Below are 15,877 nucleotides of genomic sequence, written 5' to 3' on the forward strand. Positions count from 1 at the left end.
AAATAATTACACTTAAGGCATGGAAACGCTCGTTTTCATGCTTTTTATTTTTCAACCAATTTTACCTATATTTCCCACCCAACTTTTTCTTCCCAAAAGACTATTTCCCAAGTTTACGGGCAAATTACAAAATAATTAGACCATAACTATCGTGAAAGAAAGGTGTTTTGCATGCGAAATAAAAATGTATGGTTAGTAACACTGGGAATTTTACTGTTAATAGGTGTTGGTATTTTCTCATTTCAATACGAAAATCCTGATAGTGACACGGCGGATCCTGAACAAGGTTTACAGAACGACAACCAAGATGAAACTAACGTCGAAAAGCAAAAAAATCCTATTGGTAAAGAACACTTCTCAGTCCAACATAAGGAATATCCGGGAGAGGTTACGCCCGATTTTTCTCCTGAAGAACTAATAAAGCCTCCTTCAGGTAATTGGTTAACGAACGGTGGAAATATATATAATGGTCGGTACTCCCCATTAAACAAAATTGATACTTCCAATGTCAGTGATCTAAAAGCAGAATGGATTACTAGTATGGGAACTGGCCACGAATTCAAATACTCCGGGGAATCTACCCCACTTGTGTATGATGGCGTGATGTTTAATGTAACTGGAGAAAACCATGTTGCAGCAATCGATGCAACAACAGGAGAATTCATTTGGGAGTATAAGCCTAAACTCCCGAAAGGATTGGATACGCTTTGTTGCGGATGGGCAAACCGTGGTGTTGCACTAGGAGATGGTAAGGTGTTTATTGGTTTGCTGGACGCAAGACTAGTTGCCTTGGACCAGAAAACCGGTGAAGTATTATGGGAAACGGTAGTTGATGAATGGGAAAAGGGATATACCATCACAAGTGCTCCACTCTTTTATGATGGAAAGGTTTATACCGGTATTGCAGGTGGGGAATACGGAATAAGAGGTTACGTTGCGGCATATGATGCAGACATTGGCAGACAAGTCTGGAGAACCTACACTCTCCCAGAGCCAGGTGCAAAGGGATCAGAAACATGGCCGGAGGATAGTGAAAACTGGTTAACAGGTGGAGCACCTGTCTGGCAAACACCTGCAGTTGATCCGGAATTAGGGCTCATTTATTTTGCAACTGGGAATTCGTCACCTGATTTAGATGGAAGTAATCGTAAAGGAGATAACCTATATACAGACTCTGTAATGGCTTTAAATGCGGATACAGGCGAATATGAATGGCATTTCCAGGAAGTACATCACGATATTTGGGATTATGACCCAGCTAATCCGGTTGTTTTATATGATGTCAAAATGAATGGCGAAACGAAAAAGGGGATAGCTCAAGCCGGTAAGACTGGATGGGTATATCTACTGGATAGAACAAACGGGGAGCCTCTCGTTGGTATTGAGGAAAAACCTGTACCACAAAATAAAAATCAAAAAACATCACCTACTCAGCCGTTCCCAATTGGGGATTCCTTTGTACCGCAAAAAATTACGAAAGAAGATATAGAACGAGACTTACCTAAGGAATTTGATGGAAAGTTCGGAAATATATTCACACCATTTTGGGATGAACCAGTAACCGTGAAGCCGTCACCTCAAGGTGGAGCAAATTGGCCACCTTCTGCCTACAACCCAAACACAGAACTTTTTTATGTGCTGGGTAATGATAATTATTTTTCATATGCCCATTATGCAGAAGATGAGGAGAATAAATTTGAAGTGGGTAAAGAATGGCTGGGAAGTATCTGGCAGCCTGTAGAAAAGTCACCTAGTCGAGGCACGGTAACTGCAATCGATATTAAAACGAATAAAATTGTTTGGCAGAATGACTGGGATACTATTGCATATAGTGGAATTTTAACAACTGCCGGGAACCTGATCTTCACTGGACATAATGACGGAAGAATTATCGCGTATGATGCCACCAATGGGGAGAAAGTGTGGCAATTCAAAACGGACGCAGGAGCAAATGCCCCACCAATCACTTATAAAGTCGATGGGAAGCAATATATCTCCATATTCTCAGCCGGAAATTCACTTGCCGGAACACAGCATGGAGATAAGATCTACACTTTCTCATTAGAAGGAAAATATGAATCCCTGGAAGATATTCCTGAGGACGACGTTACGGTATCACCTGCAAAAGAAGAAATGGACTTCAATCAAGGCAAACAGGAAGACAAAAATGAAGTTTCCGTGGACGAAGGACTAAAAGTGTATGAAAACAATTGCTTATCCTGCCATGGTGCAGAAGGTGCAGGCGGTCACAATGGACCAAATTTACAAAACATCAACATGAATACAGAACAAATTATTCAACAGATTAAAAACGGAGGCGGCAACATGCCTGGATTTGAAGGTACGTTAACAGAAGAAGAAATTAAAGCTGTAACAGAATACATCAGGAGCCTTTCTGAAGAAGAAGGATAAAAATTAAAAAGGTAGTTGTCCATTTTCCAGGACAACTACCTTTTTATGTTAATCTGTGGATGCTTTTTCTGTTAATGGAATTTGAATTAACCGATCATCCTTTTCACTTGGCTCGCCACGATCATCATGATTATTGGTGATCGTAAACAATGCCTCGTCCTCAATCATAATATCTCTTAACCTTCCTGCATCTCCAAAAAATTCACTGACTTCACTGCTCGCTATATCATAAGTGAAAATATTGGAACCGGCTAATGACGCTACAAATAATTGTCCATCATTAAAGGCCATTCCAGACGGTGCCCAAGTGTCATCACCAGAATGATGAATAGGCTCAATCATGTCAGATGCTTCTTCGTCACCCTCGATTACAGGCCAACCATAGTTCTGCCCTGCTTTGATAAGATTGATCTCATCATGACCGGACTCACCATGCTCCGAACTATAAAGATTTCCTTCGTAGTCCCAAGCTAACCCCTGTGGATTTCGATGACCAAACGAGTAAATGTAGGAATTATCAAAAGGGTTGTCCTCTGGAACTTCGCCATTTAATTCCATTCTTAAAATCTTACCCGCTAAACTATCAAGTTCTTGAGCTTTTTCAGCTTGACCAGTATCACCTGTAGTTGCATATAGCATCTCATCTGGACCGATTTGAATTCTGCCACCAGTATTTATTTCGCCACCTGGTATGCCCTCAAGGAGAACATCCTCTTCCGTCCAAATATTATTTTTGAGTGACATCGAGATAATTCTATTAAGGATTTCACCATCTTCCTGATAAGTATGGTAAGCAAATGCCATTTTAGAAGTATTAAAATCTGGCGCTAAAGTAAAGCCAAGAAATCCGCCTTGACCCTCATGGAGAATATCTTCTGATACTTCAACATCCTGAACTTCTACTAAACCAAGATCTCCATCAATTTGAATCACGGACCCATCACGTTGACTTAAGAAAAAATTATTGCCACTCTTGTTGATTGTCCACGGTATGAACAAGTTATTCGCATTGATACTTCCATCATCCGAAGCTACGACTTCAACCGTCTCCTCTGTTACTTCAACTGCCTCTTGTTGGAAAGGATCTTGATTCTCCTGATCCTGTAATTCATTGTTGTCTTGACCTGTATTTAATGCAAATACAAGTCCTCCCAAAAAGATTATTCCTAGTAAACTAAGATATATAGTTTTATTCAAAAAAACCACCTCAACTTCTTTTAATTTTCGTCACTAGCATCACCTATTTTCAGACTATTTATACATAATAGAATTATTTATTAGAAAACTTGGTATATCGCCATGCCTTAGTTGCAGTTATGCAATAAGAAAGGATTTATACTTTTGTATGAAAATACCTCTCTAGCTCGATTACAAATTCATTTTCATGATAGATGGTGACTGCACATTTCGGAGCCACGGAGGTTTAACTGCTAATAAAAGGCTTAACGAAATAAATTCTTTCTAAGCCTTTTATTTTTTAGCGGACACAGGAGACGCTATTTCTATAGAAAAGTCGTCTTTTCGAAGTTATCCGGCCACAGAAGCCCTTATTTCACATATATCATGGTTAATAGATGGTATTTGTAACAAATAAGGTCTCTGGTGTCCGAAAACATCATCATTCTCCTCTATTTCAGTCAAATAAGGTCTCTGGTGTCCGCAAAAATCTCAAATTTTCATGATAGATGGTGGCTGTACACTTGGCAGCCATGTTGGTTTATTAACTGCCAAAAAAATAATCGTTCCACTTAGTTAGTGGAACGATTACACTTTATCAAGCTGCTTTTTATCAAGTTTGCCTATAGATGTATATGGCATATGTGTAACTAATGTTATTTCTTTTGGCACCTGGTATCTAGCAACCTTAGAACTTAGCCATTCAAGAAGCTCCTCTTCTGTTACACTAGCATTTTCCACTAACTGCACAAATGCTGTTAATCGTTGGCCAAATTGTTCGTCATTTATTCCAATAACAGCCACATCTTCAACCGCGGAATGCTTGATTAGTATCTGTTCAACTTCTATTGGGTAAACATTTTCTCCTCCTGAAATGACCATATCGTCCTTTCTGCCACACAAAAAATAGTACCCATTTTCATCTCTGTATCCTAAATCACCTGTTTCAATCCAGGAGCTGTTTCTGTTATTCATCGACCAGTCATTCCTGACACAAAATTGTCCAATTTCACCAGTCTCAACTTCATTCATACGTTCATCCAGAACCTTTAATCGCATGCCATTTATTTTTTTGCCAACGGTAGATGCTGAATAGTTTAAATCCTGTGGTGTTGCGATGAAATTCAAACCAGCTTCCGAGGTCCCGTATAGGTTGTACAAGACATCCCCCAGTTGATTATATGTCTCATCTACAAGTTTTGTACTGAGCTTTGCACCTCCTGATGCAATACAGTGGAGGCTCCTCAAATCTTCTGCATTCGTTTTTAACATTCGCTGCAGCATTAGCGGAACAACTGTGACTACTTCAACTTGATGTTCACGAATCAAATTGCAGGCTTTTTTAGCATTAAATCCACTGCTTATTACTGCTTTCTTCCCTAAAGGAATGAATAAAAGCAATACTGCTAATCCATAACCATGGTAGATTGGAGTCCCAATATAGGCAGTATTATAGTCTAAAAGCCTTAACCTACTGATAAAAGCTACAAATGGATTCAAATAATTAAATAATGATGGCTTATGCGCTGCATCTTTGGAAACTCCAGTGGTGCCACTTGTTTGCAGCACAATTTTACTCGTGGAAGTTCTGGGTAGTCCTTGTTTTTCATGACCATTTGAATGAAGGAGGTTATTAATGGCCGGTAAGTGATCATGATAGCTTAAAATCTTATCATTAGAATAATGGGATTGTTCAACAAGGGAATTTAATTCAGCGTCATAGATAAGAACATCAAAATCATGGCGGTCAATCAGTTCATTAAATTGGCTCTTACTTATTTCAGCATTTAGTAAGTATACATCTGCTCCTAACCTGGAAACAGCAAAAAGAGACTTCACCATCGATGCATGGTTTTTACATAATAAAGCTGCCTTTTGCCCACTTTCAAGATGAACATTTTCCTTCAAATCCAAAGCAAGCCTTGTGGATTGTGCCAGGAGCTGCTTATAACTTATTTCCTGATTGTCATCAACTAGCGCAATTTTGTCAGAATACTTCTTTTCCGCAAAATAGAGAAGGGTCATCAGATTTATTCCACAATTAAATGTGGCAACAATCAACCTATACAACCCTAGAGGTGATAGCAATTTAATTTTATGTAATACATAAACTAGTTTTATTATCCTCAAGTTACTTCCCTCTTTTTCTTTTAGCTGATAAATCCGGCAGACTTCTGAGAAAGACCGACGCTAATTGCCCAAATATTAACCACCAGGGCTGATATTTTTTCCTCTTTGTATACATGAGCTTGCTGATGATACTGGCGATTTGTTCGGCTGACATAGCAGGGACATTACGATAAGAAGCTGTTGGTCGAATCATTGGAGTTCTTACTAATGGGAGATACAATGTTGATGTTGACACTCCTGCTTTTTTCAATTCCGGGGCTGCTGATCGTAGCCACACATCAAAAGCTGACTTAGATGCTTGATACGCAGCAAAGTATGGTACTGGTGCTAGCAATGCGTTTACTGTAGATATATTAATGACTTGTCCATGATTTTTTTCAAGAAGAGGAATGAGTGATAACAACAGCCTCACCGGCACAAAATAATTGATCGCCATTGTTCGGGTGAAATCATGATAACGATCCAGCGAATCCTGGATCGAACGTCTGATAGATAGTCCAGCATTACTGACAAGTATATCCAACCCACCCGGCAGTTGGTGTACAAATGTTAGTAAGCCATCCATTTCTTTCTCATTTCGAAGGTCTGCACTATAAATACTTACGCTAGCAGCTTTATTTTCGATTTCACGTTTCATAGCCAAAAGCTTTTCCTCTCTTCTGGCCACTAAAATCAAATGACTATCTTGATTTGCTAGGTAATAGGCTAACGCTTCGCCAATACCAGAACTCGCACCAGTAATCAGGATAGTCCTTCCTTTAAGTTCGTTTCTGAGATTCTCTTTGTTTAAATATGTAGGTAAAAATAAACATGTTTCCAGCAAACTAGATTTTTGCATAATTACACCTGTTTCATTTGTTATTAAGATTAATATCTTTTCCTTGCCATACTGTTTTTCAATTATACCAGTCCATCTTTTCGATTGATTTTCTTAAAAACAAACAGCAGCTATTCAACCAATTGTTCTCATAATAGGTATTAACTCATTCGAAACTAATTTAACTTACATACTGTTGAAATAAGAGAAAAAAGGAGGTGCTATAATATGTCAAATAAAGACAGGTCACGGGATAGACTTCGAAGCTATAATGATGTTAGAAACGCTAGACAAAAAAACAAACAAAGGCATATGAATGATCAGACAAATGATATAGAGAGTATTTGTGAACGTTTTGCCGAAATTTTAGATGCAGAACCTGACGTTACAAATGGGGTTTGTGTTGCTTCTCGTGTTAGGGACCTTGAAGCAAGCATTATGGGTCGTGAAACCAATTCACCTCTAGTATTTCCACAGTTTTTTTCATTTGAGAACTTTGATGATGAAGGAAATACTCTCAATTTAGGAGAAACAGTCATTTTGCAACATGAAATTAATTCATTTGTTGAAAGATTAGTAGAACAAAATATTCAATTTACTGCATTTCACAACCACTGGTTATTCGATGACCCAAGGTTAATGTATGTCCATTTTCAGTCAATCGAACCCCCATTAGTATTTGCACGAAAAACTGCAAATGCTTTAGAACTGTTAGACGGTTAAAAATAATAATATAATTATTGGATACTCAAATGGGTGTCCTCATCCATAATACAGCTCCATAAAGTTTATGAGTGTCTAATATAATACCAATTAAAATTGCAAGAAGGCTAGTAATCTTTTTCAAAGTCTCCAGCATATCTGTTGTGGTATCTACAAACCTCCGAAATACTGGCGGAACCTTTGTTTTCTTTCACTAAAACCTATTGGCGGATCCTCGTTCCACTATATGTCTATTTAGACTTAAATTCCATTGATTTTGTGCTTTTAACGGAATGAGGATCCGCCTCACCCCTCTTTGGGCCGCTTTTCTTCCATTTAGCGGAACGAGAATTCATATCGCTGGCTCCATCACTTCACGTATACTTTTTCACAATCCCTGCGTACATTTTAACACAAAATATTCAGAATTCCTCATTTAACAAGCAAAGCTATTCATTTTCCAACTCCTAATAAAAAGGACTACCAATACTAATTGATAGTCACTTTTTGACGTTTTTCCTAAGCTAACTTCATGTTACGATCTCCTGAAGTTCCCCAACACCTCAGCCGTTTCACTGATACTAACAAACGCTTGCGGGTCAACTTTTTTAATTAGTGATTTTACTAATGCCAGTTCATAACGGGTAATAAACTGTATAGAGTACTTTATTTTCATTATTAGAATAGGCCCCATACCCGTTCATAACGGTAATACCACGGATCAAATTTGCAATAAGCTCATTCTTAAGCGCATCTCCCTGACTTGTTACCACTATTCTCCTCCCGCGAATGTATTCTTCAGTTCATGTAAGCCTTTTAAAGGCACATTATTGCTAACTAAACAGCAGTATATGAGTATAATTCAATATCCTTGCCTGTAATCACATCCGTAGATCTTTAATCCCTTACGCATATTTTGGGTCTCCCATAATGTTTTTCAAAACGTTTACACCCTAACTACGGTCATGAGCAAAAAAAGGTTTCTTAAAAACCATCATTTGAATGGTGAGCAATTTTACAATGCTACTGAATTAATTATATACAATCTGCATAAACTATCTTCAAAGTAATTCTAGGAGTGTTTATATGAAAAATAAGTTAGATGTTATAATCGCCTTACTTATAGCAAGTACCATTTTATCATCAATTTTTAGTATAATAATGCTTGTCCTTACTATAAAGCACGACTTTAAAGTAACTGGTGGCAGTTTATTAAAAAAAATTAACAATTAATTCGCTACAATTTTATTAGGACTAGTTAGTAATAAAAAAAGGGAGTTTTCGTACAAATTCATTCCTAAACCCCGTTCCTTTAGCGGATTTATATCAATTTTTGAATAAATCACCAGGTAAAATTTAATAAATCTAATTAGTCTATTAGCAGCTTTTTTGTATTCTATCTCTTGCTTCTTTCTTTTATAGATGCACATAGATCAACTGAATATGGCATTTCCAACCTCTTGTAACGAAAAGAGAGACTTCTTACAGTTCAAACTCCTTGTTTCCTTTAGTCAATACTTGTTGGCGGATCCTCGTTCCGTTATTTCATATAAATTGCTCGTTTGGGCTTGTTGACGGATCCTCATTCCGCTATATGTCTGTTTAGACCCTATATTCCATTAATTTTGTGCTATTAACGGAACGAGGATCCGCTTCACCCCTCTTTGAGCCGCTTTTCTCCCATTTAACGGAACGAGGATTCATATCGATGGAGCTCCATCACTTCACGTATACTTTTTCAAAATCTCTGGGTACATTTTAACACAAAATATTCAGAATTCCCCATTCAATAAAAAAATGACTATCAACTAATTTGATAGTCACTTCACATATACTATTGCCGTTTTTTACGCTACGATCTCCTGAAGTTCCCCAACACCTCAGCCGTTTCACTGATACTAACAAACGCTTGCGGGTCAACTTTTTTAATTAGTGATTTTACTAATGCCAGTTCATAACGGGTAATAACTGTATAGAGTACTTTATTTTCATTATTAGAATAGGCCCCATACCCGTTCATAACGGTAATACCACGGATCAAATTTGCAATAAGCTCATTCTTAAGCGCATCTCCCTGACTTGTTACCACCATCAGATTTAATTTTATATGGCGGGTATGAATGCGGTCGATAACGATTCCGGTAATGTATATCGAAGCCATTGTATATAATGCGAGATCCCAAGAAAAGAAAAACCCGGAGACAAACACAACAATACTATTTAAACCGAAAATTAACCCACCCAAAGGAATATCGTGTTTTTGGGTGACAACAAGTCCAATGATATCAGCCCCTCCGGTTGATCCATAAAAGCGAACAATAAATCCAATTCCTACACCTACAATGACACCACCAAAGACCGCAGAGAGTAATGCGTCATCAGTTACCTTTACAACCGGGATATACTGCATCGAAACTGAGGTGATAAAAACAGAAAATACACTGTTCAGAATAAATTGCTTCCCTAACCTCATCCAGCCAATAATGAAAACAGGAATGTTCAAAATGACCAGCCAAATCCCAGAGTTTATTGGGGAAAGAAGTCCAAAAATCATAGCAAGACCTGTAACTCCACCTGACAACACTTCATGGGGGAGCAAAAACATATTAAATGAGAATCCTAATACAATTGAAAATACAAACAGCACAGTATATTTATATAATTGATACATTGGCATGACACTCCAATCCAATTGAAACAAATTCTTAATGAATTCTAGTGGTATAAAAAATAAAAGTCAATATCTTTTTCCAAAATACTTAGCTGTCCAATTTCTAATTATTGCAAAATAATTCCATTTAATATAGTATAATTTTATTATAAACTTCTCGAGAAATGATGGTGAATAATTCATGAATTATAGTTCGTTAAAAGATGAATACTACCCACTTTTATTAAGTGTTATACCAGCAATAGTTGAAGAGCACCATGATGAAATGAAATCTATTGATGAGTTTAACTTGTATTTTCAGAACAACCCAAACTATTTAAATGAATTAGCTGATACATTCACCAGACATTGTGAAGCATTCTTTTTACCAGAAGTTGAATATCAAAACTTCATAAAAGCGTCTAATACAACAGCATTCAAATTAGGAATAGCATTTGCAGAAACAAATTATTTTACTGTCGAACTAATTTTACAACTGACCCATAGCACTCGAATGTGTTGTATTCGTCACATGCTTAATGCTCTAAATGAATTCAAAATACAGCCAAACACATCCATGATTATTGAACGGTTCTTTGAATTAACGAACACCAGACAAAATTCCTTTTCTGAAGGCTATATATATAAACAAAATGACATGCTAAAAAATCAAAGTATTACTGACCCGCTTACAGGCCTTTATAACCGTAGATATTTTTATAAATGTATCGTAAAAGAAATGACAAAAGCTTATCGAACCTGCCACCCTATTACCTTAATGCTAATTGACTTAAACAACCTTAAAGAAATAAATGATGAATATGGACATAATGAAGGAGACAAGTTGTTAGAGCACTTTGCTCAAAGCGTTACGAAAGTCAGATCTAACTTTGATAGTGTCTTCCGTTTTGGTGGGGATGAATTCGTTATAATCGCACCTAATTGTAATGAGGAAAACGCCGAGGAAATTGGAATGAGATTGAATAGTGAAATAAGCAAATTTAATTCCAAGGTTTCATTATCATATGGAATCATAAACTTGCCTTTGGTTGAACAACCTGAAAAACTGAACATTGAGCATTACTTAAAAATTGCCGATGACAGAATGTATAAATATAAAGCTCAATATAAAAATACCGTGGTAAATTAATAAAGCAGAGCTGCTGAAGCTCTGCTTATTCGTTAGAATCCGTTCAGTAAATATCTGTATCGATCAAATGGAATTGAACTTTCATTGTGCTCAATAATAACAGATTGTAGCTTACGAACAAAGTGATCTCGCGATGGCATTGCGTACTCTGCCAACTTTTTAAATGATGGTCTTATAATTAAATTCATCAAATAAGCTGATTGTGAAGCTCCTCGCTTTCTTCGACTGTTCAATTTTCGAATCATTTTTCCTTCGGTCAGGATTCCTGGTCCATGTCCAAAATAAAGACCATTCCCAAGAAATACTGCATTTTCTCCTCTTGAATAAGAGGCTCTTGGATCAAAGTCCGGATTGTTAAAATAGACAACATCTCCAGGTATGAATTCTTCGGAATAAAAATTTGTTAACCCAAGGTCTGTGTCAGCATGCCAGCTGTAAATATAGATGTTTGAGAATAATTTATTGAAGGATAATTCACCGATTACATTTAAGACCGAATGATAGTATATAATAAGCATTGCCCCTGCACATTCAAACGCATATAAAGAACTATTCCTGTAAATGTCTCTAATTGCTTCAGAGGGTTCTACACCTTGCCTGAGCTGAAATCCTCCTACTTGTGTTAATATCCAATATTGAGGATTACAGCGGGAATCTTCAAATACTGCGAATCGTGCCCTGCTTTGATTCATTGCCCTCGCACCTAACATGATGTTCTTGCGCAGCTTTAGTTCAAATGCTAATTCATCTGGGGTTTGATAGGAATAAACTGTCGGGGACTCATTCATTACATGAATAATCATTTTTTCATCATTACCTGTATGCCATATATCACTCTGCTGAAATGGCTTCCCTGCTATTTGAATCATATATTTAACCCCCCATCTTTTTAATAGACTATTCATTCATAGGCGAATAATTGATTAAAAATATCTATGTGTTTACCCTAAATTTAAATCATTTTTGAAATCCGCTATTAACCCCTATCACTTTTGGCCAAAGACCTTTATAATAGGTAAGCGGAACTTATAGAAGGAAAAGGTGTTTTACATGAGTTTACTCACAGTTAAAGATTTGACTCACGGTTTCGGAGACCGTGCTATATTTGAAGACGTTTCATTTCGTTTATTAAAAGGAGAACATATTGGCCTTATTGGTGCCAATGGTGAAGGTAAGTCCTCCTTTATGAATATAATTACAGGTAAATTAGAACCTGACGCAGGAACAATCACCTGGTCCAAGCATGCTCGCATTGGCTATTTAGACCAGAACGCAGATTTAAGTGAAGGAATGACAATGCGTGATGTACTCAGGACGGCTTTTCAATATCTGTTTGATATGGAAGCAGAGATGAATGGACTTTTTGCCAAAATGGGTGAAGTTGGTACAGATGAGCTGGAAGAATTGCTTGAAGAAACCGGTCGACTTCAAGATTCTCTAACGAGTAACGATTTTTACATCATTGATGCCAAAGTTGAAGAAGTCGCCAATGGCCTTGGTCTAGATGAAATTGGTTTAGACCGCGGCGTTGATGAATTGAGTGGCGGCCAGCGGACTAAAGTTTTGCTTGCAAAGCTTCTCCTAGAAAAACCAGATATATTATTGCTTGATGAGCCTACGAATTTTCTAGACGTTGAGCATATCGAATGGCTAAGAAAGTACTTGCTGGAATATGACCATGCATTCATTTTAATTTCACATGACATTACATTTTTAAATAGTGTCGTTAACTTGATTTATCACATGGAAAATCAACAGCTTACGCGTTATCCGGGAGATTACAATGAATTTCTTCGCGTGTATGAAATGAGAAAACAGCAGCTAGAATCTGCTTATAATAAGCAACAAAAAGAAATTTCCAGTTTAAAAACCTTTGTAGCGAAAAACAAAGCAAATGCAGCAACAAGTAAACTGGCAACATCACGGCAAAAGAAACTCGATAAGATGGATGTTATTGAGTTGGATTCTGAAAAACCAAAACCGAAGTTCCATTTTAAAGAAGCACGGACAGCTGGAAGATACTTGTTCGAAACAAATGAACTTGTCATTGGTTACGATGAACCTCTCTCAAGACCTCTTAGTCTGGAAATGGAACGTGGTCAGAAGTTAGCATTATCAGGAGCAAACGGAATCGGGAAAACAACGCTATTACGAAGTATTTTAGGAGAAATCACACCTGTTTCCGGCTCTGTCCAATTAGGAGATCATCTTCATATCGGGTATTTTGAACAAGAATTAAAAGAAACTACCGATAAAACATGTATCGATGAAATATGGGATGAATTCCCTCATTTCACACAACATGAAGTACGCAGCTCTCTAGCCAGATGCGGACTTACCAAAAAGCATATTGAAAGTAAAGTTCGTGTATTAAGTGGAGGCGAAAAGGCAAAAGTTCGTCTATGTAAATTAATTAATAAAGAGACTAACCTGCTTATACTCGACGAGCCCACAAATCACTTGGACGTTGATGCCAAAGCAGAGCTGAAACGTGCCTTGAAAGATTACAAAGGCAGTGTTCTATTGATCTCACACGAACCAGAATTTTACCAGGACATCGTCACAGACGTTTGGAATTGTGAAGACTGGACAACTAAAGTATTTTAATAAAGTAGAAGGACTACCCACTGATATAAGGGTAGTCCTTCTTTTTTACTGTTTAGGAAACTATAAAATTTAAGTGCTGTGGATAACTGGACTCCAGAATCAGCCACGTCCAGCTCCCGCGCCTTTGTTCTATCTGAAATGTTGCTACCTTCACGACCAGTTTAGAAAAATACACATAGGGGTAATTGTATAAACAGGAAGTGTAAAAGGAAAAATTAGTGGAAAACTTATAGCAAGTAGCGCCTAACCGAAAAGAAATCTCAGGCTTACAAAATATTCTTCATAAGAATGGAGTGGTTAAATTGGCATTACAAGCAATAACAGTAAGAGAGCTAGCTCAAAAAATTCTTGCAAATGAAAAAGTCTTCTTACTAGATATTCGAAAAGAAGAAGATTATAACGATTGGGCTATTCAAGGACGAAATGTTCAAAGTCTGAACATCCCATATAAACAGCTAGAAAATGGAGCTGAGGATGTAAAAGAGCAACTTCCAGAGGATCAAACGATTTACGTTGTTTGTGCAAAAGGAATCTCTTCTCAAAAAGGTGTCGAAGTGCTGGAAGATGCCGGAGTGAAAAATATCACCTATTTAAAGGGTGGTATGACAGCATGGAGTGAACATATGGAGCCAATGAAGATTGGCGACCTCTCTAATGGTGGAGAGCTTTATCAATTCCTTCGAATCGGAAAAGGCTGCCTTTCTTACATGGTCATTGCCGATGGTGAAGCGACAGTTATTGACGCTACAAGGATGACTGAAACATACAAAAACTTTGCCGAGGAAAAAAATGCAGCCATAAAATATGTTTTGGATACGCATCTTCATGCAGACCATATTTCAGGTGGAAAGACTTTAGCAAAACATACAAAAGCCCAATATTATTTCCCAACAAAAGATGATGAAGGCCTGACGTTTGATTATAATAAACTAGAAGATGGCACAAAGATCACAGTTGGTGATTCCATTGCAATTTCTTCCTTCTATTCTCCTGGACACACTATTGGTAGTACTAGTTTTATTGTAGACAATAAATACTTGATGACAGGGGATATCTTATTCATAGAATCCATTGGTCGTCCGGATTTGGCAGGAAAAGCAGAGGATTGGGTAGATGATTTACGAAAGACATTATATGAACGCTACCAAAGCTTATCACAAGATTTAATTGTGTTACCAGCTCATTTTGGAGCAATGGAAGAAATTAATGAGGATGGCACGGTTCAAGCAAAGCTAGAAGAACTATATCAGAAGAATGATCGCTTAAATGTAGAAAGTGAAGAAGAGTTCCGGCACCTTGTAACAGATAATTTACCACCACAGCCAAACAGCCATGAAGAAATTCGATACACTAACATGGGCAAAAAGAATCCAGATCATGATGAAAGGCGCGAAATGGAAGTTGGTCCAAATCGCTGCGCTATATAAAAATTATTAGAAAACTTGGCATTCGCCAAGCCTTAATGGCGAGTGCCTTCTTATGCAGTAAGGAAGTAGTTATTCTTTCTTATCTGCTAAAAAAGAGGGAAGCGGAATCTATTTTAGAAAACTGGCTTATCGCCGGTAAGAAAGTAGTTATACTTTCAAAACTTCCAAAAGATTTCCATTTCCCTCTTTTTTCAAGTCATGAAATTTGATTATGCAAGAGCAGCTTTAACAGCATAATTAGTATCATTTAAAGGAATAAGATCTGCCTTAAAGTCATTATTCCGTAGTATATCCATCATTTTAGTAGAAGAAATACGATGATTAAGAGGCGGACCTGATTTGGTTTCAATGGCCTCCCATTCAATAATCATGATTTCTCCACCAGGCTTTAAAATTCGTTTAATTTCATTAAGTGCATTTTTAATACGCTCAACTTCATGAATAACAAATGCCACCAAAACCTTGTTCACTGAATCATCTTTCAAATTAATGCCTTCTAAATCACTAACGATGTATTGAATATTTTCAATTTGTTGTTCATCTGCACGTTTTTCCAGCAATTTAAGCATTTGGGACTCGATATCGACAGCATAAACCACTTCATTTGTTCTTTCTGCTATTGGGATGGTAAAAAATCCATTACCAGCGCCAAGATCGGCAACTCTATCCCGTTCACGAATACCAATCTTATCAATGATTTTATTAGGTTTTAGACTTTCTTTTCTTTCCTCACTTAAGAGTTTATCTGCTTTATTCGGGTTAAATCGTTTATCTGACATCACTTGCATCTCCTTTACTACCAAAAG

Annotated in this window: 13 protein-coding genes; 5 read left to right on the forward strand and 8 right to left on the reverse strand. The window is 37.2% G+C overall.

The genetic code is table 11. The annotated features are described in order from the left end of the window. The first annotated feature begins 171 nt into the window (after positions 1–171). The gene (locus BMY13_RS16580; protein ID WP_092505997.1) at positions 172–2,412 is read left to right on the forward strand and encodes an outer membrane protein assembly factor BamB family protein; all 2,241 of its coding nucleotides are present in this window, start codon (positions 172–174) and stop codon (positions 2,410–2,412) included. Between the two features lie 48 nt (positions 2,413–2,460). Here BMY13_RS16580 and BMY13_RS16585 read toward each other — a convergent pair whose 3' ends face one another. The 3 genes from BMY13_RS16585 to BMY13_RS16595 form a co-directional block, all read right to left on the reverse strand. Next, positions 2,461–3,609: a PQQ-dependent sugar dehydrogenase gene (locus BMY13_RS16585; RefSeq protein ID WP_092505999.1), complete on the reverse strand. Its 1,149-nt coding sequence runs from the start codon at positions 3,607–3,609 to the stop codon at positions 2,461–2,463. 567 nt (positions 3,610–4,176) lie between these two features. After that, a complete protein-coding gene (locus tag BMY13_RS16590) occupies positions 4,177–5,718 on the reverse strand; it encodes an AMP-binding protein (RefSeq protein ID WP_217649058.1) in 1,542 nt (513 codons plus the stop codon). A 1-nt stretch (position 5,719) separates the two neighbouring features. Then, on the reverse strand, positions 5,720–6,556 hold the full coding sequence (locus BMY13_RS16595; RefSeq protein WP_092506001.1) for an SDR family NAD(P)-dependent oxidoreductase: 837 nt from the start codon (positions 6,554–6,556) through the stop codon (positions 5,720–5,722). A 207-nt stretch (positions 6,557–6,763) separates the two neighbouring features. Here BMY13_RS16595 and BMY13_RS16600 point away from each other — a divergent pair, with 207 nt between their 5' ends. After that, complete coding sequence (locus BMY13_RS16600) at positions 6,764–7,258, forward strand: DUF1259 domain-containing protein (protein WP_245736139.1); 495 nt, start codon at positions 6,764–6,766, stop codon at positions 7,256–7,258. A gap of 514 nt (positions 7,259–7,772) precedes the next feature. On the opposite strand, the gene BMY13_RS16605 is transcribed toward BMY13_RS16600, so the two are convergent. The 3 genes from BMY13_RS16605 to BMY13_RS16615 all read right to left on the reverse strand — a co-directional run bounded on the left by BMY13_RS16605 (position 7,773) and on the right by BMY13_RS16615 (position 9,908). Continuing rightward, positions 7,773–7,931, reverse strand: a complete 159-nt coding sequence (locus BMY13_RS16605; RefSeq protein WP_342729362.1) for a DUF2179 domain-containing protein — start codon at positions 7,929–7,931, stop codon at positions 7,773–7,775. Then, complete coding sequence (locus tag BMY13_RS19975) at positions 7,873–8,010, reverse strand: DUF2179 domain-containing protein (protein ID WP_281243736.1); 138 nt, start codon at positions 8,008–8,010, stop codon at positions 7,873–7,875. Before BMY13_RS19975 ends, BMY13_RS16605 begins: the two co-directional genes overlap by 59 nt. 1,079 nt (positions 8,011–9,089) lie before the next feature. After that, a complete protein-coding gene (locus tag BMY13_RS16615) occupies positions 9,090–9,908 on the reverse strand; it encodes a YitT family protein (RefSeq protein ID WP_092493378.1) in 819 nt (272 codons plus the stop codon). 181 nt (positions 9,909–10,089) lie between these two features. On the opposite strand from BMY13_RS16615, the gene BMY13_RS16620 reads away from it, so the two are divergent. Then, positions 10,090–11,037, forward strand: a complete 948-nt coding sequence (locus tag BMY13_RS16620; RefSeq protein WP_092506005.1) for a GGDEF domain-containing protein — start codon at positions 10,090–10,092, stop codon at positions 11,035–11,037. 32 nt (positions 11,038–11,069) lie between these two features. On the opposite strand, the gene BMY13_RS16625 is transcribed toward BMY13_RS16620, so the two are convergent. Then, positions 11,070–11,906 (reverse strand): protein-glutamine gamma-glutamyltransferase, encoded by an 837-nt coding sequence (locus tag BMY13_RS16625; protein ID WP_092493376.1) that lies wholly within the window; start codon positions 11,904–11,906, stop codon positions 11,070–11,072. A 181-nt stretch (positions 11,907–12,087) separates the two neighbouring features. Between BMY13_RS16625 and BMY13_RS16630 the strand changes: the two genes are divergently transcribed. Further along, positions 12,088–13,644 (forward strand): ABC-F family ATP-binding cassette domain-containing protein, encoded by a 1,557-nt coding sequence (locus BMY13_RS16630; protein ID WP_092493375.1) that lies wholly within the window; start codon positions 12,088–12,090, stop codon positions 13,642–13,644. A gap of 302 nt (positions 13,645–13,946) precedes the next feature. Beyond that, positions 13,947–15,071 (forward strand): MBL fold metallo-hydrolase, encoded by a 1,125-nt coding sequence (locus BMY13_RS16635; protein WP_092506007.1) that lies wholly within the window; start codon positions 13,947–13,949, stop codon positions 15,069–15,071. 209 nt (positions 15,072–15,280) lie between these two features. Here BMY13_RS16635 and BMY13_RS16640 read toward each other — a convergent pair whose 3' ends face one another. Further along, positions 15,281–15,850 carry a class I SAM-dependent methyltransferase gene (locus BMY13_RS16640; protein ID WP_245736140.1) on the reverse strand — a complete coding sequence of 190 codons (570 nt, stop codon included), beginning with the start codon at positions 15,848–15,850 and terminating at the stop codon, positions 15,281–15,283. Positions 15,851–15,877: the final 27 nt, after the last annotated feature.

This window comes from Virgibacillus subterraneus (assembly GCF_900110695.1).
GTDB classification, from domain to species: domain Bacteria; phylum Bacillota; class Bacilli; order Bacillales; family Amphibacillaceae; genus Lentibacillus; species Lentibacillus subterraneus.

Excerpts from the sequence above, each read along its gene's own strand:
- BMY13_RS16625 (WP_092493376.1), bottom strand. The coding sequence starts at position 11,906 with ATGATTCAAATAGCAGGGAAGCCATTTCAGCAGAGTGATATATGGCAT.
- BMY13_RS16630 (WP_092493375.1), top strand. The coding sequence starts at position 12,088 with ATGAGTTTACTCACAGTTAAAGATTTGACTCACGGTTTCGGAGACCGT.
- BMY13_RS16620 (WP_092506005.1), top strand. The coding sequence starts at position 10,090 with ATGAATTATAGTTCGTTAAAAGATGAATACTACCCACTTTTATTAAGT.
- BMY13_RS16605 (WP_342729362.1), bottom strand. The coding sequence starts at position 7,931 with ATGGGGCCTATTCTAATAATGAAAATAAAGTACTCTATACAGTTTATT.
- BMY13_RS16615 (WP_092493378.1), bottom strand. The coding sequence starts at position 9,908 with ATGTATCAATTATATAAATATACTGTGCTGTTTGTATTTTCAATTGTA.
- BMY13_RS16600 (WP_245736139.1), top strand. The coding sequence starts at position 6,764 with ATGTCAAATAAAGACAGGTCACGGGATAGACTTCGAAGCTATAATGAT.
- BMY13_RS16580 (WP_092505997.1), top strand. The coding sequence starts at position 172 with ATGCGAAATAAAAATGTATGGTTAGTAACACTGGGAATTTTACTGTTA.
- BMY13_RS16595 (WP_092506001.1), bottom strand. The coding sequence starts at position 6,556 with ATGCAAAAATCTAGTTTGCTGGAAACATGTTTATTTTTACCTACATAT.
- BMY13_RS16640 (WP_245736140.1), bottom strand. The coding sequence starts at position 15,850 with ATGTCAGATAAACGATTTAACCCGAATAAAGCAGATAAACTCTTAAGT.